Annotated in this window: 16 protein-coding genes and 1 tRNA gene; 14 read left to right on the forward strand and 3 right to left on the reverse strand. The window is 66.7% G+C overall.

Translation table 11 applies throughout. From position 1 onward, the window contains the following. The first annotated feature begins 67 nt into the window (after nucleotides 1–67). The 7 genes from mepA (at nucleotide 68) to LB541_RS11045 (ending at nucleotide 6,778) form a co-directional block, all read left to right on the forward strand. Nucleotides 68–1,153: a penicillin-insensitive murein endopeptidase gene (gene mepA, locus LB541_RS11015; RefSeq protein WP_224618383.1), complete on the forward strand. Its 1,086-nt coding sequence runs from the start codon at nucleotides 68–70 to the stop codon at nucleotides 1,151–1,153. 68 nt (nucleotides 1,154–1,221) lie between these two features. Continuing rightward, a complete protein-coding gene (locus tag LB541_RS11020; RefSeq protein WP_224618386.1) occupies nucleotides 1,222–1,812 on the forward strand; it encodes a cation transporter in 591 nt (196 codons plus the stop codon). Nucleotides 1,813–1,945: 133 nt separating this feature from the next. Continuing rightward, nucleotides 1,946–2,971, forward strand: a complete 1,026-nt coding sequence (locus tag LB541_RS11025) for a glucokinase (protein WP_140514166.1) — start codon at nucleotides 1,946–1,948, stop codon at nucleotides 2,969–2,971. Nucleotides 2,972–3,131: 160 nt separating this feature from the next. Further along, entirely contained in the window at nucleotides 3,132–5,003 is a 1,872-nt protein-coding gene (locus tag LB541_RS11030) for an ABC transporter ATP-binding protein (protein WP_140514167.1), read from the forward strand. Then, complete coding sequence (gene dapB / locus LB541_RS11035; protein WP_140514168.1) at nucleotides 5,000–5,842, forward strand: 4-hydroxy-tetrahydrodipicolinate reductase; 843 nt, start codon at nucleotides 5,000–5,002, stop codon at nucleotides 5,840–5,842. Before LB541_RS11030 ends, dapB begins: the two co-directional genes overlap by 4 nt. 93 nt (nucleotides 5,843–5,935) lie before the next feature. Continuing rightward, entirely contained in the window at nucleotides 5,936–6,556 is a 621-nt protein-coding gene (locus tag LB541_RS11040; protein WP_140514169.1) for a 2,3-bisphosphoglycerate-dependent phosphoglycerate mutase, read from the forward strand. A 137-nt stretch (nucleotides 6,557–6,693) separates the two neighbouring features. Then, nucleotides 6,694–6,778, forward strand: a tRNA-Leu gene (locus LB541_RS11045). 182 nt (nucleotides 6,779–6,960) lie between these two features. Here LB541_RS11045 and LB541_RS11050 read toward each other — a convergent pair. Together LB541_RS11050 and LB541_RS11055 are read right to left on the reverse strand one after the other, a co-directional pair. Then, nucleotides 6,961–7,137 (reverse strand): hypothetical protein, encoded by a 177-nt coding sequence (locus LB541_RS11050; protein ID WP_181165187.1) that lies wholly within the window; start codon nucleotides 7,135–7,137, stop codon nucleotides 6,961–6,963. 97 nt (nucleotides 7,138–7,234) lie between these two features. After that, nucleotides 7,235–9,304 carry a transcriptional regulator gene (locus tag LB541_RS11055; protein WP_140728758.1) on the reverse strand — a complete coding sequence of 690 codons (2,070 nt, stop codon included), beginning with the start codon at nucleotides 9,302–9,304 and terminating at the stop codon, nucleotides 7,235–7,237. A 230-nt stretch (nucleotides 9,305–9,534) separates the two neighbouring features. On the opposite strand from LB541_RS11055, the gene LB541_RS11060 reads away from it, so the two are divergent. The 7 genes from LB541_RS11060 (at nucleotide 9,535) to LB541_RS11090 (ending at nucleotide 18,430) form a co-directional block, all read left to right on the forward strand. Next, complete coding sequence (locus LB541_RS11060; protein ID WP_224618389.1) at nucleotides 9,535–10,623, forward strand: PLP-dependent cysteine synthase family protein; 1,089 nt, start codon at nucleotides 9,535–9,537, stop codon at nucleotides 10,621–10,623. A 12-nt stretch (nucleotides 10,624–10,635) separates the two neighbouring features. Continuing rightward, a complete protein-coding gene (locus LB541_RS11065) occupies nucleotides 10,636–12,120 on the forward strand; it encodes a pyridoxal phosphate-dependent decarboxylase family protein (protein ID WP_224618391.1) in 1,485 nt (494 codons plus the stop codon). Nucleotides 12,121–12,168: 48 nt separating this feature from the next. Continuing rightward, on the forward strand, nucleotides 12,169–12,525 hold the full coding sequence (locus tag LB541_RS11070; protein ID WP_224618394.1) for a hypothetical protein: 357 nt from the start codon (nucleotides 12,169–12,171) through the stop codon (nucleotides 12,523–12,525). A 115-nt stretch (nucleotides 12,526–12,640) separates the two neighbouring features. Beyond that, nucleotides 12,641–13,012: a hypothetical protein gene (locus LB541_RS11075; RefSeq protein ID WP_140491675.1), complete on the forward strand. Its 372-nt coding sequence runs from the start codon at nucleotides 12,641–12,643 to the stop codon at nucleotides 13,010–13,012. 107 nt (nucleotides 13,013–13,119) lie between these two features. After that, nucleotides 13,120–13,746: a CDGSH iron-sulfur domain-containing protein gene (locus tag LB541_RS11080; RefSeq protein ID WP_224618395.1), complete on the forward strand. Its 627-nt coding sequence runs from the start codon at nucleotides 13,120–13,122 to the stop codon at nucleotides 13,744–13,746. Nucleotides 13,747–13,893: 147 nt separating this feature from the next. Then, nucleotides 13,894–15,933 (forward strand): hydantoinase/oxoprolinase family protein, encoded by a 2,040-nt coding sequence (locus LB541_RS11085; RefSeq protein ID WP_224618397.1) that lies wholly within the window; start codon nucleotides 13,894–13,896, stop codon nucleotides 15,931–15,933. A gap of 325 nt (nucleotides 15,934–16,258) precedes the next feature. Beyond that, complete coding sequence (locus tag LB541_RS11090; RefSeq protein ID WP_224618399.1) at nucleotides 16,259–18,430, forward strand: malate synthase G; 2,172 nt, start codon at nucleotides 16,259–16,261, stop codon at nucleotides 18,428–18,430. Nucleotides 18,431–18,485: 55 nt separating this feature from the next. On the opposite strand, the gene LB541_RS11095 is transcribed toward LB541_RS11090, so the two are convergent. After that, nucleotides 18,486–20,018 (reverse strand): YifB family Mg chelatase-like AAA ATPase, encoded by a 1,533-nt coding sequence (locus LB541_RS11095; protein WP_140514180.1) that lies wholly within the window; start codon nucleotides 20,016–20,018, stop codon nucleotides 18,486–18,488. Nucleotides 20,019–20,064 lie beyond the last annotated feature (46 nt).

Here is a 20,064-nt window from a genome sequence, read left to right on the forward strand (position 1 = left end):
CGCTCCGGCGATCGAAGCAACGTCCATTGCGTGCTATGATTCGGGCTTGGGTTTGCGGCGGGGGTTCATGGAGACAGCGATGCGGCTCGGCAAGCGTTCACAGCTGGCGGCGGCTTTTGGCCTGCTCGCCCTCACAAGTCTCGCCGTGCGGCCGGCAATGGCCGAGGAACGGGCAAAGGACCTGTTCGGCGCGATGAAACTGCCGGCTGCGACCGCCCCGCAATCCTTCGGCTTCTACTCCAAGGGCTGCTTTGCCGGCGGCGTCGCCATCCCCATGGACGGCCCGACCTGGCAGGTGATGCGGCCGTCGCGCAATCGCCGCTGGGGCCATCCGGCGATGATCGCGCTGGTCGAGAAACTGTCGCGCGATGCCGTCGCCGATGGCTGGCCGGGCCTTTTGATCGGCGACATCGCGCAGCCGCGCGGCGGCCCGATGCTGACCGGCCATGCCTCGCACCAGATCGGGCTCGATGCCGACATCTGGCTGACGCCGATGCCCCGCCGTCCGCTGTCGATGGCGCGGCGCGAGACCATGAGCGCCACCTTGATGGTCGACGAAAAGACGCATCTGGTGAAGGACGCGCTGTGGACGCCGGCGCATACGCGGCTTTTGAAGCGCGCGGCCAGCTATCCCGAGGTCGAGCGCATCCTGGTCAATCCCGGCATCAAGAAGAAGCTCTGCGACACCGTCAGGGGCGACCGCTCCTGGCTGCGCAAGATCAGGCCGTTCTGGGGCCACGACTATCACTTCCACATGCGCATCGGCTGCCAGCCGGGCTCGCCCAACTGCAAGGCGCAGGAAGCGACCCCGGCCGACGACGGCTGCGGCAAGCCGCTGGCCTGGTGGTTCACGCAGGAACCGTGGCGGCCCAACAAGAATCCGGACGCGCCCAAGGCGCGCGATCTGATGACGATGGCGAACCTGCCGAGAGAATGCCGCGCCGTGCTCGACGCGCCCGGGCCGGCCTCGGTCGAGGCAGCCACCTACCATGGCGGCGCCGTGCCGGTCGCGGTCGCCGCGCCCGAACCCGAGGCGCCGTCGCTGCCCGCCACCGCGGCCAGCGGCGCGGCCGGCCTGCCAGGCATGGTGAACGCCTTCACCGCGACGCCCGAGATCGGCGTGCCGGTGCCGCGGCCACGGCCGGGAAACTGACCGCGTCAGTTGACGCCCCGGCGCTTCGCCGCCGTTCATTCGTCACCCCGTGAGCAGGAGGGCCGGCATTGCAAACGCAGGATATAGGCCTTCGCCGCGTCGTCCGGTGGGTGGCCCTTCTGAACCTGGGCTACTTCATCGTCGAGTTCGCCGTGGCATCCGCGATCGGCTCCGTGTCGCTGTTCGCGGACAGTGTTGATTTCCTGGAAGATGCCTCGGTCAATTTGCTTATTCTCGTTGCCCTTGGCTGGGGCGCACGCAGCCGCGCAAGGGTCGGCATGGCTCTGGCGGCGATTCTTCTGGTGCCTGCCTTGGCAACGCTCTGGACGGCTTGGGTCAAGTTCAACCTGCCGGTCGCGCCGTCGCCGCTGCCACTGTCGCTTGCGGGCGCCGGGGCTTTGGCCGTGAACCTGTCTTGCGCGTTCATGCTGGCGCGCTTCCGCCATCACAGCGGCAGCCTGACAAAGGCCGCGTTCCTCTCCGCGCGGAACGACGCCTTTGCCAACGTCGCTATAATCGCCGCGGGCCTTCTCACCGCCGTGATCTGGCATTCTGCGTGGCCCGACCTGATTGTCGGCCTGGGAATTGCCGCCATGAACGCCGATGCGGCCCGCGAGGTCTGGTCCGCTGCCCGCGAGGAGCACAAGGCGGCAGCCTAGTCGCGGCCGTTCGACCTCATAAATCGGTCGTGCGCACCATCGGTTTCGAAAACCGTTTCCCTTTTCAAACTCATGCGCTAGTCAACGGGAGAACGGCAATGGGCCGTCGGGCGCCGGGGACGGACGAGAAAGCATGCCAAACACAGGCGACGACGACACGGCGCTGCGGTTTCCGATCCTGATCGGCGACATCGGCGGCACCAATGCGCGCTTCTCGGTCGTGCTCGACGCCAATTCGGAAGCCGGCGAGCCGGCGATCGTCCAGACCGCCAGCTACAACACCATCGACGAGGCGATCCAGGCGGCGGTGCTCGACCGCTCCTCGGTCCGCCCCAATTCAGCGGTGCTGGCGGTGGCCGGCCCGGTCGACGGCGACGAGATCGAGCTCACCAATTGCCCGTGGATCGTCAAGCCCCGGCAGATGTTCGCCAGCCTCGGCCTCAGCGACATCGTCGTGCTCAACGATTTCGAGGCGCAGGCGCTGGCCGTCGTGGCGCTCGGCGAAGAGCACATGGAAAAGATCGGCGGCGGCGCGCCGGAGCCCAATGCCGGCCGCGTGGTGCTCGGTCCCGGAACCGGGCTCGGCGTCGCCGGGCTGGTGCACGCGCTGCGCCACTGGATCCCGGTGCCCGGCGAGGGCGGCCATATGGACATCGGCCCGCGTTCTAGCAGGGATTTCGAGGTTTTCCCGCATATCGAGAAGATCGACGGCCGCATTTCGGGCGAACAGATCCTGTGCGGACGCGGTCTGGTCAACGTCTACCGGGCGGTGGCCAAGGCGGACGGCAAGCCGTCGCCCTTCACCACGCCGGCCGAGATCACCGCAGCGGCACTTGCCAGGACCGATCCGGTCGCGCAGGAAGCGCTGGAGATATTCGTCACCTGTCTTGGGCGCACCGCCGGCGATCTCGCCTTGGTGTTCATGAGCCGCGGCGGCGTCTTTCTCACCGGCGGCATCGCGCAGAAGATCGTGCCGGCGCTGAAACAGGGCAATTTCCGCGCCGCCTTCGAGGACAAGGCCCCGCACAGCGAACTGATGCGCACCATGCCCGTCTATGTCATCACCCATCCGCTGGCGGCACTTCTGGGCCTCGCCGCCTACGCCAGGAACCCTTCGCTGTTCGGCGTGCAGACCGCGGGCCGCCGCTGGCAGGCCTAGGCTGGGCCGCATGACGGACCAGGCGTCCGTCCGGTCCCCGCGACGAAGTTAATCAGCCGCAGGCATAGGCAAGCCGGCCGCTTGGCGCTAAGAGGGGCGCCAGAAGGGATGCTGTGTGCAGCCCGGTCTTGCCAAGCGGAAACCACGAAGCGCTGCCGATTTGACACTCCAAGCTCCACATAAGCAGAAAGCCACTCCCGGCGAGGTCTGGGCGGTGCTGCGCCGTATCATCGCCGAGAACGGCCGCGACTACCTTTGGTCCTACATCTTTGCCGGCGCCTGCCTGCTGGCGGTATCCGCCACGACCGCTTTCACCGCCTGGATCATGAGCCCTGTCGTCAACCAGATCTTCTACGAGCGGCGCGGCGATCTGATCGTGTGGATTTGCGCCGGCGTCATGGGCGCCTTTCTCGTGCGCGGTTTCGCCGGCTACGGCCAGGCGGTGACGTTGGCGACCGTCGGCAACAATCTGGTTGCGCGCTACCAGCGCCGCATCTTCGATCACCTGATGAAGCTCGGCGTCGGTTTCTTCAACGACACGAGATCCGGCCGGCTGGCGGCGCAGGTCAACGAGAACGTCAACGGCATTCGCGACCTGCTGTCGATGACGCTGACGTCGATCGCGCGCGACGGGGTGACGCTGTTCGGGCTGCTCGGCGTCATGATCTACCAGGATCCGGTCCTGTCGCTCAGCTCGCTGGTGATCGGGCCGCCGCTCATCTACACCGTTGTCTATCTGATGCGCCGGGTACGCCGCATTACCCGCGAATCGGTGCAGATCAACTCGCGGCTGATCGGCGCCATGCAGGAAGCCACGCAAGGCATCGCCATCGTCAAGGCCTTCACCATGGAGGACGAGCTGTCGCGGCGCATCGGCCAGCTCGCCAACAGCGCCGAGCACCGCGGCAACAAGATCGCCCGGGTTTCGGAACGGCTGTCGCCGATTTCCGACATGCTGGCCGGTCTCGCCGTCACCGGCGTCATCGCCTACTCCGGCTATCGTGCGCTCGTCCTCGGGCAGCCGCCGGGCGCCGTCTTCTCCTTCATCACCGCGCTGATGCTGGCCTACGACCCGGCAAGGCGGCTGGCGCGCATGCAGGTCGGCATGGAGCGCGCGTTGGTCAATGCGCGCATGATCTACGAAATCCTCGATCTCGAGCCGCAGCAGGGCGATGCGCCGGGAGCCGCCGAGGCCAATTTCACCACGGGCGAAGTGCGGTTCAACAATGTGAGCTTCCGCTATGTCGAGGAGGCACCGGTCCTGCAGGACCTCAGCTTCGTCGCCGCCGCCGGCAAGATGACCGCCATCGTCGGCGCCTCCGGCGCCGGCAAGACGACGCTGGTGGCGCTGCTGCAGCGCTTCTACGACGTCGAGTCGGGTACGATCGAGATCGACGGCCAGGACATTTCGAAGATCACCAAGCAGTCGCTGCGCAGCTCCATCGCCTATGTTTCGCAGCAGCCCTATCTGTTCGAAGGCACCATACGCGACAACATCCGCTATGGCCGGCTCTCCGCCACAGACGCCGAGATCGAGCAGGCCGCGCGGCTGGCCCAGGCCGACGGCTTCATCCGCCAGCAGCCGCTGGGCTACGACACGCCCGTCGGCGAAAACGGCGCGTCGCTGTCGGGTGGCCAGCGCCAGCGTGTGTCGATCGCCCGCGCCATCGTCCGCCAGGCGCCGATTCTGCTGCTCGACGAGGCGACCTCGGCGCTCGACAATGAGGCGGAAGCCAAGGTCCAGGAAGCGCTGACCCACGTCATGGAGGGGCGCACCACCATCGTCATCGCCCACCGGCTGTCGACGGTGGTCAATGCCGACCACATCATCGTGCTGGAACAGGGTCATCTGGTCGAACAGGGCACCCATGCCTCGCTGATGGCCGACCCGCACAGCGTCTATTCCCGCTTCCACCGGGTGCAGGGCAGGAAGGGCCTGGGGCTTGTCGATGACGGCGCGCCACCCCAAACTCCGGCGCCAGGGCCGACGCAACCTATCGAGACGCAGGGCATCGCCGGGAGCGCGAGATGAGTGAAACGCCGACAGCCGACAGACCCGCGGGCGATATGGGCCTGGTGGTGGTGGGCGCCGCCGGCCGCATGGGCCAGACGCTGATCCGCGCCATCCACACAATGCCGGGCGCACGCGTCGCCGGCGCGATCGAGCGGCAGGGATCGCCCTATCTCGGCAAGGATGCAGGCGAGCTTGCCGGCATCGGCATCATCAATGTGCCGATATCGGACGATCCGCTGCCGGCCTTCGCCGGGGCGGACGGCGTGCTCGATTTCACCGCGCCGGCTGCAACCGTCGAATTCGCCGGCTATGCGGCGCAGGCGCGCATCGTCCATGTCATCGGCACGACCGGCTGCTCGGCCGACGACGATGCCAGAATCGCCGCCGCGGCGCGCCATGCGACGATCGTCAAGTCGGGCAATATGAGCCTCGGCGTCAATCTCCTGGCGGTGCTGGTCGAACAGGCCGCGCGCGCCCTCGACGCCGGGGATTTCGACATCGAGATCCTCGAAATGCATCACAGGCACAAGGTCGACGCGCCGTCCGGCACCGCTCTGCTGCTGGGCGAAGCCGCCGCCGCGGGGCGTGGCGTGCCGCTTGCCGGCAACGATGTGCGCGTCCGCGACGGCCACACCGGCGTGCGCAAGCCGGGCTCGATCGGCTTCGCAACCCTGCGCGGCGGCTCGGTGGTCGGCGACCACAGCGTCATCCTGGCCGGCACCGGCGAACGCATCACGCTCGCCCATCATGCCGAGGACCGCACCATCTTCGCCCGCGGCGCCGTCAAGGCAGCCCTGTGGGCGCATGGCAGGAAGCCCGGCCTTTACTCGATGCGGGACGTGCTCGGGCTTGCCTGAAACGATCCTGGACCGTTTTCATCCCCATGCAATTCCGGACAGAAAACCGCTTCCCACTTCTGCTGGAATTGCTCAGATCCCAGAGGAGCAAAAATGTCGAGAACCCTCGTGCTCGTGCGCCATGGCCAGAGCGAATGGAATTTGAAGAATCTGTTCACCGGCTGGCGTGACGTCGACCTGACCGAACAGGGCCACGCCGAGGCCAAGGCAGCCGGGCAGAAGCTCAAGGCACGCGGCCTGAAGTTCGACATCGCCTTCACCTCGGCGCTGGTCCGGGCGCAAAAAACCTGCCAGCACATTCTTGACGCCGTCGGCCAGAGCGACCTGAAAACCGTCCGCGACCAGGCGCTGAACGAGCGCGACTATGGCGACCTCTCCGGCCTCAACAAGGACGACGCGCGCAAGAAATGGGGCGAGGAGCAGGTGCATGTCTGGCGCCGCTCCTACGACGTGCCGCCCCCCGGTGGCGAAAGCCTGAAGGACACCGGCGCCCGCGTCTGGCCTTATTACCTGCACGACCTCCAGCCGCATGTGTTGCGCGGCGGCACGGTCCTGGTCGCCGCCCACGGAAATTCGCTGCGTGCGCTGATCATGGCGCTGGACGGCAAGTCGGGCGAGGAGATCGTCAAGCTGGAGCTCGGCACCGGCGTGCCGGTCATCTACACGCTCAACGCCGATTCCACCGTGGCGTCGAAGGAAGTGTTGGAGGGCTGACCGCTCCGGAGCCGGCAGTCGGAGGCTGCGGCTCTTGCCGGGCATGGCCTTTTGCGAAAGCCGGTTCCACCTTTCGGGATCATGGTCCAAAAACCGCGTTGACACGCACCGCTTGCCCGCTTATTGAGCCCGCACCAGCCCAGATGGCGGAATTGGTAGACGCGCACGGTTCAGGTCCGTGTTCCGCAAGGAGTGGAGGTTCGAGTCCTCTTCTGGGCACCAAATTCCCGTCTCTGAATCGTTCGACGGTTCAGAGACTCGCAGAAAAAGCCCGGCTCGTCCGGGCTTTTTTGTTGCCTGTGCGACCGATCGCATCGTCATTCCCGCCAACAGAAAGCCGCAGGGATTTGCCCGACATCATGCGCACGCCTGCCGGGAAACGTGCGCTGTCGATGACCGAGCCCTTATCGCACGGAGCCTGTCACCGTCCGGTCGACGGCGGGAACGGATTTGCGGTCGTTGCCGGCAAGTGCGGCGATGATCAGCAGGCTGGCGACGACCGGGACGAACAGGACCGCCACGCGGGCTTGCACGTAAAGAATGGCGCGCCATTCATTGCGCTTGTCAGGGCTGTCGCTCATCATACACTCTCTGTCATGCCCCTCCCGGGCGCTGACATAGCGACGAACGGTTAAACAACCCCTTCCGAAATCGTTAATCGGCGGGAATTGCGCGGGTTCAGTTCAATCCGATCCGCTTTGCGCCTTGCCGGAACAATGCCTCCGCGTCCGCCTCGAAACGGAACGTGCCGATGAAATCGTCGGCGCGGTAGTCCGGCAGCGCCTTGCGGAGGGCGGCGGCGAAATTGCGTGCCTCGTCGAGCCGCCCGGCCAGCGCCAGGCAGTGTGCTGCTATCGCCAGGATGATGGCGTGGGCATTGGGCCGCGCCGCCGCCTTCAGCGCCCATTCCGCGGCTTCCTCGAACTGGCCGAGCCGCACATGCGACATGGCGCGCGCGCCCAGCATGCCGAACAGCAGCGGGTCGAAAGGGCTGAGATGGCGCGAATGGTCGGAGGAGCCGATCGCCGACTGCGGATCGCCTGACTGCGAGTGGACGAAGGACAGCGCATAGTGGCCGAGCGCGAAATTGGGGCTGAGCTCCACTGCCCGTTCCAATTCGAAGAGCGATCCGTCCTGTTCGCCGCGCAGCCACAGCGCCCGGCCCATCGCCCAGTGCGCGGCAGGGTTCTGTTCGTCAACCAGGAGACTGTGCCCCGCTGTCTCGTAGGCTAGCGCGCTTTCGTGGTCGCGGTCGCCCCAGCGCTGGAAAGCGCTTTGCCAATGGGTGAAGGACAGGCCGGCATGGGCGCGGGCGAAGGTCGGGTCGAGCGCCGTCGCCACGCCGAAGAAATGCTGCGCCAACTCGTTTTCCGGCTGGGTGAAGCGATACATGTGCCAGAGGCCGCGGTGATAGGCCTCCCAGGCGTTGAGCGAGTTGGGCGCCTTCAGCATGGCGCGGTTGCGCTCGACCGTCTCGATCTCGGCCGAGATAGACGAGACGATCGCGTTGCCGATATCGTCGAGCACGCCGAAGAGGTCGTCGGCCCGGCGCTCGAAGCTCTCGGCCCAGACGATCCTGGCCGTGCGAACCTCGATGAGCTCGACGGCGATGATGACGCGGCCGGCCACGGTGCCCACCGTGCCGGTGGCGACATAGTCCACATTCAGCTGCCGCCCCGCTTCCTGCGGCGCGATGTTTTTCTCGGCGAGCGCGAAGACCGAGCCGCGCGCGATGACGAAGAAATCCCTGAGCTTGGCCAGACGCGTGATGATGTCATGGGTCAGGCCGTCGGCGATCCCGCCGCGCGTGCCGCAAGGGCCGGCAGTCTCGACGAACGGCATCACCGCCAGCGAGGCGTGGCTGGGCTCCACGCCCGCCGGAGCGGGCGACGGCGGCGATGCCGCGATGCCGGCGGGCTGCGCCGCAAGCCGATCTACCGCCGGCCGATCTATCGACGGCCGATCTTCCGCTGGCCGATCTTCCGCCGGCTTGTCGCGCAGCGCCTGCCAGGCCGCGCGCACCGGTCCGAAGTCCAACCCTTCCGATTGGAACAATTGCGCCGTCGCCGTCAGGTGCTGCTCGGCCGCGCCGATGGCGCCGCGCCCGGCCAGATGCGTGAGCAGCGCCAGATGCGCGCGGCCGTCGAACGGCGCCAGCTCCACCCACCGGTCAAGACCGGCTGCTGCCGCCTCCGAACCGGGCGGAGCCGCCGCGACAAGGTGCTCCAGCAGGGCGGCGTGACACGACTGGAAGCGGCGGCGCTGCGCGATCAGCCAGCTCTCGAAAAACGGGCTGCGGTCTAGCTCCAAACCGTCGAGAAAGTCGCCGGCGAACAGCTCCGACAGCGATCGCAGGCGCTCGGCGTCGAGCGAGGCGATCCCTTGCGCGGCGGCGGCGCTAACCTCCAGCGCGTCGACGAAACAGCCATCGAGGCGCAATTCGACCGTGTCGTCCTGTGTCTCGACTCGACGGTGCCCCGGCTCGTCGAGGACGGCGCGAAGCTTGCTGAGGCACCAACGCAACTCGCCCCTGGGATCGTTCGGAACATCCCACAAGAGCTCGCACAGCCGAGCGCGTCCCACCGGATGCGGCGCCAGCGCCAGATAGGCAAGCAGCGCGCGCAGCTTGCGCGATGCCGGCAATTCGGCCCGCACGCCATCGCGCACGACCGCAAACGGCCCGAGCAGGCGCACGGCAAGAGCGGGCTTGCCGCGATCCAGGCTCGGTCGAGCGGATTCCACGTGCATTTCCACGCTTGCTCCCACGCTTCCTCCCACGTTGGCCGGTCGGCCCTCGTTTATCACCGAACACGGCATGAACGCACCCGGTTGCGAGTTGCGCGCCGGGATGCGGGCAGCCGCATTGCCGGCACGTCGAGCGACCCTAGCGCGGCAAGGTCTCGAAACCTCGCCGCCCAAGCCGCCGGTTTGTAACCGGCCCGTGACCGTAAGGTACCAACACAGACGAGGAGACAGATATGTTGCAGCAAGCAAGAATCAGAACCACGGCCGGCCGCGGCCGCCTGTTCGACAGCATTTTGGACACGGTCGGCGACACGCCGGTCATCCGCATCAACAATCTTGGCCCGGCCCACGCGACGATCTACGTCAAGGCCGAGTTCTTCAACCCGGCTGCCTCGGTGAAGGACCGGCTGGCGCTCAACATCATCGAGGAGGGCGAGCGCAGCGGCGCGTTGAAGCCGGGCCAGACCATCGTCGAGGCCACCAGCGGCAACACCGGCATCGGGCTCGCCATGGTCTGCGCGCAGAAAGCCTATCCGCTGGTCGTCACCATGGCCGACAGTTTTTCCGTCGAGCGCCGCAAGCTGATGCGCATGCTGGGTGCCAAGGTGGTGCTGACGCCGCGCGCCGAAAAGGGGTTCGGCATGTACAAGAAGGCCGTGGAGCTGGCCGAGGCCAATGGCTGGTTCCTGGCGCGACAGTTCGAAACCAGGGCCAACGCCGCCATCCACGAGACGACGACGGCGCGCGAGATCATCAATGATTTCGCCGGCTCGCGGCTCGATTGCTTCGTCACCGGCTACGGCACTGGCGGCACCGTCGTCGGCGTGGCGCGCGTGCTGCGCCGTGAGCGGCCGGATGTCCGTATCATCCTGTCCGAGCCGGCCAACGCCCAGCTCATCGGCAGCGGCAAGGCGCAGCAGCGCGGTGCCGACGGGGCGCCCGCCGCCAGCCACCCGGCCTTCGAGCCGCATCCGATCCAGGGCTGGACGCCTGATTTCATCCCCAACGTGCTGCAGGAAGCGGTCGATGCCGGCCTCTATGACGAGGTGATGCCGATCGCCGGGCCCGAAGGCATCAAATGGGCCAAGGCGCTGGCGCGGAAGGAAGGCATCTTCACCGGCATTTCCGGCGGCGCCACCTTCGCCGTGGCGCGGCAGGTCGCCGAGAAGGCGCCGGCCGGATCGGTGGTCCTGTGCATGCTGCCCGACACCGGCGAACGCTACATGACGACGCCGCTGTTCGACGGCATCGATGCCGAGATGGACGCCGACGAGACGGCGCTGTCGCGCTCGACGCCCGGCTGCCAGTTCCCGGCGACTTGACGGGAGGCTGTCATGGACGTCGCGCAGGAAACCCTTGGCACTGTGGCCGAGGAGACGCTTGACCCCCTGGACTGGGCCGATGTGCAGGCCCTGTCGCACCGGGTCATCGACGATGCCGTCGACTATCTGCGCGCCGTGCGCGACCGCCCGGTCTGGCGGGAGGTGCCGGCTGACGTGAGGGAGGTCTTCGCCGCACCCCTGCCGCGAACGCCGGCGCGGCTGGCCGCCGTCTATGGCGAGGTCTCCCGCACCGTGATGTCATACCCGATGGGCAACATCCATCCTCGCTTCTGGGCCTGGTACATGGGCTCGAGCAACTTCACCGGCGCGCTCGGCGATTTCCTGGCGGCGATCCAGGGTTCCAACCTCGGCGGCGGCAACCATGCCGCCGGGCTGATGGACTGCCAGGTCGTCAACTGGTGCAAGCAAATGCTGGGGTTTCCCGTCTCGGCCAGCGGCACGCTGGTCAGCGGCGGTTCGATGGCCAACATGATCGGGCTGACGGTGGCGCGCAACGTCAAGGCCGGCATCGACGTGCGCGAGCACGGCGTTGCCGCCATCGAGAAGCCCCTGCGCTATTATGGCTCGGACCAGCTCCATTCCTGTCACCGCAAAGCCATGGAGGCGCTCGGCCTCGGCAACCGGGCCTTGCGGCGAATACCGACCGATTCCGGGCTGCGCATCGACATCGCCGCCTTGCGGGCGGCAATTGCCGAGGATCGTCAGGCGGGCTTCAAACCGGCCTGCGTCATCGGCAATGCCGGCACGGTCAACACCGGAGCGATCGACGACCTGCGGGCGCTTGCCAAGCTGGCGCATGAGGAAGAGCTCTGGTTCCATGTCGATGGCTGCATCGGCGCCCTGGTCGCCATCGCTCCGCAGAACGCCCATCGCGTCGCCGGCATCGAATGGGCCGATTCGATCGCGCTCGATCCGCACAAATGGCTGCACGCGCCGTTCGAGGCCGGCTGCGCCCTGGTCAGGGACGCCCTCGCGCATCGCCGTACCTTCGCCGTGACGCCCGAATATCTGGAATCGACGCCGCGTGGTCTCGCCTCCGGCGAATGGCTGCACGACTATGGTTTGCAGACGTCGCGCGGCTTTCGCGCGCTCAAAGTATGGATGGCGCTGAAGGAGCATGGCATCGACAAATTCGGCCGCCTGATCGACCAGAACATCGCGCAAGCGGCCTATCTCGCCGGACTGATCGAGGACGAGCCGTCGCTGGTGCTGATGGCGCCGACCACGATCAACATCGTCTGCTTCCGGCATCGGCTTGCCGGGGCGTCCGGCGAGGAGCTTAAGCGGTTCAACACTGAGATCATGCTGCGTTTGCAGGAACAAGGCATTGCGGCACTGTCGGACACGACGGTGCAAGGCCAGCATTGCCTGCGCGTGGCGATCACCAACCACCGGACCCGGCGCGACGATCTTCACCTGCTGGTGCGGGAAACGCTGCGGCTGGGACGCCAGATCGCGGCGGAGCCGGCTTCCTAGTTCGCGGCGGCCATGCGAGTCTGCCGGCATGATTCGAAAGGTCCAATCGTGACGCTCTTTTGCACGGCCACACTCGCGGCATTGGTCTTCACCACCTCGGCTGGGGCTGCCGACATGGCTTTCTTCGTCAAGAACCAGCGCGGGCAGGCCGTTGCGGTCGAACTGTTCAGCCGCGACCGCGAAACGGTCTGGCCGGGCGACGACAAGGTGTTCCTGATCGATCCCGGCTCACGCAAATCGGTGCCGATTTCGTGCAATGAGGGCGAACGCATCTGCTACGGCGCGTGGGTCAACGGCAACGACGCCGTCTCGGCCGGCGTCGGGCCGGACAACGACCGGCCCTGCGACGATTGCTGTTTCATCTGCGTGCACCATTCGACCGAGACCGTCGACCTGGTCGAGTAGCGCCAATCTCCCCAAAATTAGTCCGGGATTGTCGCGGTCGACCCCTTTAGCGATCACTCGCGCCGTGCAATGCCCGCGGGGCGGCCGGGTGGGCCGTTTATTTTTGGGGGATACCATGTTCTACGCCTATGCGCGCCGCTCGCTGGCCGCGCTGTCTCTTGCCATGCTGCTGGTGCCGTCGGCCCATGCCGGCGACGTCACCTTCGCCATCAAGAACAGCCATCCCAATGCCATGCGCCTCGAGCTCTACAGCCAGGACCGCGACTATGTGTGGCCGGGCAACGGCAAGGATTTCTACCTCGATGACGGCGAGACCAGGCAACTGCCGGTCTCTTGCGACGAGGGCGAATCGATCTGCTACGGCGCCTGGGTCGACGGCGACGAAGGCACCTATTGGGGCGTCGGCCCCGGCGACAAGGAAAAATGCGACGATTGCTGCTATACCTGCAGCGGCGGCGAGACCGAGGAGATCGAACTGGTTCCCTGACCGGCTTGCCAGCTTGACGCTTTTCCTGCCTGGGGCATAGCCTGCAAGAACAGCACCCAAAGCACGCCGCATCCAGGCGGCGTGCGTCAGGCAACAGGAGCAAGGCGATGGCAGGTCCGGTCGAGGGCGAGAAGATAGACGTCGGCTTTGCCGGCCGGCGCTGCATCCATTCGCGCAATTGCGTGCTGGGCGATCCGCATGTCTTCGTGCCGAACGCGCCGGGAGAGTGGATCCATCCCGACGCGGCCACCGTCGAGAAGATCGTCGCCATTGCCGAAAGCTGCCCGTCAGGCGCCATTACCTATGTCAGGAAGGATGGCGGGCCGCAGGAAAGGCCGCCGGTGGTCAACACCGTGCGCATCAGGGAAAATGGCCCGCTGGCCGTCCACGCCGAGATTATGCTCGACGGCGAGACGTTACACCGCGCCACGCTCTGCCGCTGCGGCGCGTCGCAGAACAAGCCGTTCTGCGACGGCAGCCACAACAAATCAGGTTTTGCCGCCACCGGCGAGCCGGCGCTGAAGGACACGCCGGCGCTGGACGCGCGCGACGGGCCACTCAAGGTTACGCCGACGAAAGACGGGCCGCTCAAGCTCGAAGGCAATGTCGAAATCGTCACCGGCACCGGCCACACGGTCGACCGCACGCAACGCGCCTTCCTGTGCCGCTGCGGCCATTCGGCGAACAAGCCGTATTGCGATGGGTCGCATAAAAAGGTTGGGTTCGTGGGGTAGGTTGACCCTGCCATTGAAGCTGCCAATCTCCCCCCTCGTGGGGGAGATCGAACTCCTCCCGTGGCCCAGCGCTCTCAGCTTTATCGTCCGGCCGCTATAGGTTAAGGGCGAGAAGCATTTTCCTATCTGCTCGGGCCATCATCAGACATGACCAAGACCAAGCCAAAACCTCTTTTCCTCGGCATCGACACCGGCGGCACCTACACCGATGCCGTGCTGTGGTCTGAAACCGAAGGCCCGCAGAGCGGGCCGAACAAGGGAAAGGTGCTGGCCAAGGCCAAGGCTCTGACCACCAGGCACGATCTCGCCGTTGGCATTTCCGGCGCCGTCGACGCGGTTCTGGAAAAAGCGGTCACCGATCCGGCCGCCATCAAGCTTGTCTCCATGTCGACGACGCTTGCCACCAACGCGCTGGTCGAGGGCCAGGGTGGCCGCGTCGCGCTGATCATGATCGGCTTTTCCGAGGCGGACCTTGCCCGCGATGGGCTGAAGGCGGCATTGGGCACCGATCCGGTCGTGTTCTGCCCCGGCGGCCACGATGTGCACGGCAATACCGCCAAGCTCGACCTGTCCGGCCTTGAGGCGGCGCTGTCCGAACTCGGCGGCTCGGTCTCGGGCTTTGCCGTCTGCGCCTATTTCGCCACCCGCAACCCGGCGCACGAGATCGCCGCCCGCGAGCTGATCCGGGAGAAAACCGGCCTGCCGGTCACCGCGAGCCATGAATTGTCGGCCAAGCTAGGCGGTCCGCGCCGGGCGCTGACGACGCTGCTCAACGCCCGGCTGATCTCGATGATCGACCGGCTGGTGGCGGCGACCGAAGGCTTTCTCGAGGCGCGCGGCATCGCGGCGCCCCTGATGGTGGTGCGCGGCGACGGTGCGCTGGTGTCGGCGGCGTTCGCCCGCCAGCGGCCGATCGAGACCATTCTCTCCGGCCCGGCCGCCAGCCTGGTCGGCGCGCACCACATGACCGGATTGGAAAACGCGGTGGTTTCCGACATCGGCGGCACCACCACCGATGTTGCCGTGCTCGACAAGGGACGGCCGCGGCTCGATCCGGAAGGCGCCACCGTCGGCGGCTTTCGCACCATGGTCGAGGCCGTCGCCATGCGCACCTTCGGCCTCGGCGGCGATTCCGAAGTGGCGTTGGAAGACGGCGCTCTCAACCCCAGGCTCCTGCTTGGACCGCGCCGGCTGGTGCCACTGGCGCTGGCCGGCATGGTGCATCGCGAGGCCGTTCTGGCGGAACTCGAGCGCCAGCTGCGCGCGCCGAACACCGGCCGCATGGACGGCCGTTTCGCGGTGCGCACCGGCGTGCCCGACCGTCTTGCCGCCGGGCTGACTGCTCCGGAAGCAAGGCTCTATGAAGCGATCGGCGCAATGCCCTTGCCCCTCGACAGGCTTTTGACCTCGAATGCCCAGAACGCTACCCTGAACCGCCTGGTGTCGCGCGGGCTGGTGCACATTTCAGGTTTCACCCCGTCGGATGCGGCGCATGTGCTTGGCAAGCAGGCGAACTGGGATGCCGCGGCCGCCCGCCTCGGCGCAGAGCTGTTTGCCCGCAAGCGCGACGGCCGCGGCCAGGCGATCGCGGCCTCTCCCGAGGCGATTTCGGAGCGCGTGCTGGCCGCGCTGACGCGCTGGTCGGCCGAATATATCCTTCAAACCGCCTTCGCCGAGGACGGGCTCGACGGTGCGTCCACCGTGGCGCATGCGCTGGTGCAGCGCGCCGTCGACGCGCATCCCGGCATTGCGCGCCTGAGCGTCGCGCTCGACCGGCCGGTGGTCGGCCTCGGTGCCTCCGCGCCGCTGCACTATGCCGGACTCCCGCCATTGGTCGGCAATGACTGCGTGGTGCCTGATGACACCGACGTCGCCAACGCGCTCGGCGCCGTTGTCGGCCAGGTTCGGGTATCGGCGGAGGCGCGCGTCAGCCAGCCCAAGGAAGGTCTGTTCCGTCTTGCCTCGGGCGAAACCGTGCGCGATTTCCTCGACGAGGCGGCGGCGATCGCGGCCGCCGAGGCCGATGTGCGCAGCATCGCTGCGCAGCGCGCCAGGGATGCCGGCACTGACAGCGCCGAGATCGATGTCGCGACCGAATTCCGCGTCTCCACCGTCGAAGCCCAGCGTATGTTCATCGAGGCACATGTGGTGGCGGTGGCTTCGGGCAGGCCACGGATCGCGGTGTGATGGAGGGTGTAATCTCCCCCCTTGTGGGGGAGATGGCCGGCAGGCCAGAGGGGGGCGCTGTCCCGCCAGCGTCTCGGAGCAGCGCCCGCTCATACTCGACGTCGACCGACTGCACGAAATACCGAAACTTGCCGAGGTCGGCATTCCTTCGCGCCCCCCTCTGCCCTGCCGGGCATCTCCCCCACTTGGGGGGAGATTGGCAGCGTCGCCGCTGGCACCAAGCCTAAAAACCGCGCCTACCTGCCTTGCCTCACCCTAAGCTGAATTGACCCTGCACTCCCAACATGCCAAAGGCCCGCGAAAGCTTTTCATCTGGAGCAGCCTGATGACCGATCGCGTCGAAATCGCCGGATTGCGGATCGCCCGCGAACTTCATGACTTCGTTGTCAACGAGGCCGCTCCGGGCACCGGCATCGATCCGGACAAATTCTGGAACGGCTTTTCGGCCATCGTCCACGACCTCGCGCCGAAGAACCGGGCACTGCTGGCAAAGCGCGACGCTATCCAGGAAAAGCTCGATGACTGGTATCGCGCCAATGGCGCGCCGGTCGACATGGAAGCCTACAAAACCTTCCTGAAGGAGATCGGCTATCTCGTCCCCGAAGGCCCGTCCTTCTCGGTGACGACCGAAAAGGTCGATCCCGAGATCGCCGTCGTCGCCGGGCCGCAGCTTGTGGTGCCGGTGATGAATGCGCGCTATGCGCTCAACGCCGCCAATGCCCGCTGGGGCTCGCTCTATGATGCGCTTTACGGCACCGACGCGATTCCCGAGACGGACGGCGCCGGGAAGGGCAAGGGCTTCAACCCCGCGCGCGGTGCGAAAGTCGTCGCCTGGGCCAAGGACTTTCTCGACCAGTCGGTGCCGCTCACATCGGGCAAATGGGCCGGCGTCAACGGCCTTTCGCTGGCCAATGGCGCGCTGCGGCTCAGCGCCGGCGCCGGCTCGACCACGCTTGCCGATGTCAGGCAGTTCGTCGCTTATCGCGGCGATGCCGCCAACCCGCAAGCCGTGCTGCTGGTCAGCAACGGTCTGCATATCGAGATATTGATCGACCGCGACAACCAGATCGGCCGCACCGATCCGGCCGGCATCGCCGACATCATCCTGGAATCGGCGCTGACCACCATCCAGGACTGCGAGGATTCGGTCGCGGCGGTGGATGCGCAGGACAAGGTCGTCGTGTACCGCAACTGGCTCGGCCTGATGAAGGGCGACCTGGCCGAAGAGATCACCAAGGGCGGCCGGACCTTTGTCCGCAAGCTCAACCCCGATCGGTCCTATACCTCGCCCAATGGTGGCACGGTGACGCTGCCCGGCCGCTCGCTGATGCTGGTCAGGAATGTCGGCCACCTCATGACCAATCCGGCGATAACGGACCGCGACGGCAACGAGGTGCCGGAAGGCATCATGGACACGGCGATGACCGCGCTGATCGCGCTGCACGATGTCGGGCCGAACGGCCGCCGCGCCAATTCCCGCGCCGGCTCGATGTATGTCGTGAAACCCAAGATGCATGGGCCCGAGGAAGTCGCCTTCGCCGTCGAGATTTTCGATCGCGTCGAGGCCGTGCTCGGTATGGACCAGAATACCATCAAGATGGGCATCATGGACGAGGAGCGGCGCACCACCGTCAACCTCAAGGAGGCGATCCGCGCCGCCAGGGAGCGCGTCGTGTTCATCAACACAGGCTTCCTCGACCGCACCGGCGACGAGATCCACACCTCGATGGAAGCCGGCCCGATGATCCGCAAGGGCGACATGAAGCAGGCCGCCTGGATTTCCGCCTACGAGGCTTGGAATGTCGACATTGGGCTAGAATGCGGGCTTGCCGGCCATGCCCAGATCGGCAAGGGCATGTGGGCGATGCCCGATTTGATGGCGGCGATGCTCACCGAGAAGATCGCCCACCCCAAGGCCGGCGCCAACACCGCATGGGTGCCTTCGCCGACCGCGGCGACGCTGCACGCCACCCATTATCACAAGGTCGATGTCCACGCCGTCCAGGCGGCGCTGAAGAGCCGGCCGAAGGCCAAGCTCGACGACATCCTGTCGGTGCCGGTCGCGGTGCGGCCCAACTGGTCGCCGGCCGACATCCAGGCGGAGCTCGACAACAATGCGCAAGGCATTCTGGGCTATGTCGTGCGCTGGATCGACCAGGGCGTCGGCTGCTCGAAAGTGCCAGATATCAACGATGTCGGCCTGATGGAGGACCGCGCCACGCTGCGCATCTCCTCGCAACACATCGCCAACTGGCTGCATCATGGCGTCTGCACGGCCGACCAGGTGATGGAAACGATGAAGCGCATGGCTGATATCGTCGACCAGCAGAACCAAGGCGACCCGCTCTACCGGCCGATGGGCGCCGATTTCGACGCCTCCGTCGCCTTCCAGGCCGCCTGCGACCTCGTCTTCAAGGGCCGCATCCAGCCCAACGGCTACACCGAGCCGGTGCTGCACGCGCGGAGGCTGGAACTGAAGGCGAAGGGAGCGGCCTGAACCGGAGATTTGGAGCCGCCGGCGTTCCGTTCCCCTCCTCTCGAGCGAGAGCGCGCTACGCCGCCTGTGCCACCCGCTCCGAACTCATCCGGTAGGAGATCGCTTCGGCCAAGTGAATGCGGCCGACGGTCTCGCTGGCGTCGAGGTCGGCCAGTGTTCTCGCGACCTTCAGCACGCGGTGATAGGCCCGCGCCGAGAAGCCGAGCTTTTCGCTGGCGTCCTTGAGCAGCGACAGGCCCGATGCGTCGGGCATGGCGATCTCCTCGATGACCGCCGGCGCGCAATGCGCGTTTGTGGTGGCGCTGGTGACGCCGAGCCGTTCGAAGCGCTCGCGCTGGAGGGTGCGGGCACGCGCCACGCGCAGCGCCACGTCGGCGCTCTTCTCCGCCCGGTCGGGCCGGATCAGGTCGCTGGCCGAGACCGCCGGCACCTCGATCCTGAGATCGATGCGGTCGAGCAGCGGTCCCGAGATGCGCGCCTGGTAATCGGTGCGGCAGCGTTCGCCGCGCAGGCAGCGATAGCCGGGCTCGCCGGCCATGCCGCAGCGGCACGGGTTCATCGCCGCCACAAGCTGGATGCGCGCCGGATAGGTGACGCGGTGATTGGCCCGCGCGATCATGCAGTCGCCGGTCTCCAATGGCTGGCGCAACGCGTCGAGCGTCTGCGGCGTGAATTCGGGAAATTCGTCGAGGAACAGCACGCCGTGGTGCGCAAGCGACACTTCGCCCGGCCGCGCCCGGATGCCGCCGCCGACCATCGCCGCCATCGAGGCCGAATGGTGCGGCGCGCGGAACGGCCGCCGGTCGGTCAGCTTGCCTTCGCCGAGCTCGCCGGCGACGGAGGCGATCATCGACACTTCGAGCAATTCCTTCGGCGCCAGCGGCGGTAGGATCGACGGCAGCCGCTGCGCCAGCATCGATTTTCCCGATCCGGGCGGGCCGACCATCAGCAGGTTGTGCCCACCGGCCGCCGCCACCTCCAGCGCTCGTTTGGCGGTTTCCTGGCCCTTGATATCGGCAAGATCGGGCAGGTCGCGCGCCGCGGCATGGATGCCGGCCTCCGGCCGGGACAGCACCTGCGTGCCGCGGAAATGATTGGCGATGGCAATCAGGCTGCGCGGCGCGAGTATGTCAAAGTCCTTGCCGGCCCAGGCGGCTTCCGGGCCGCAGGCGAAGGGGCAGATCAGGCCCTTGCCTTCAGAATTGGCCCCAATCGCGGCCGGCAAGGCGCCGGCGACGGCGGCGATAGTGCCGTCGAGCGATAGTTCGCCAAGCACGACATAGCCGGCCAGCATGTCGCCCGGAATGGCGCCAAGCGCCGCCATCAGGCCGAGCGCGATCGGCAAATCGTAGTGGCTGCCCTCCTTGGGCAGGTCGGCGGGCGCTAGGTTGACAGTGACCTTCTTGGACGGCATCGACAGGCCGGAAGCATGGAGTGCCGCCTGCACCCGTTCGCGGCTTTCGGCCACCGCCTTGTCGGCCAGGCCGACGATGTGCATGTTGACCTTGCCGGGCGCTATCATAACCTGCACGTCGACCGGAACGGCCTCGATGCCCTGGAAAGCAACCGTGCGAACCCGCGCCACCATGTTTTGCCCCCGGATCTGGGCTTGCCCCAAGCCTTTTGCAATCAGG

Origin of the sequence: Mesorhizobium sp. BR1-1-15 (assembly GCF_020165475.1) — a bacterium.
Taxonomy (GTDB): domain Bacteria; phylum Pseudomonadota; class Alphaproteobacteria; order Rhizobiales; family Rhizobiaceae; genus Mesorhizobium.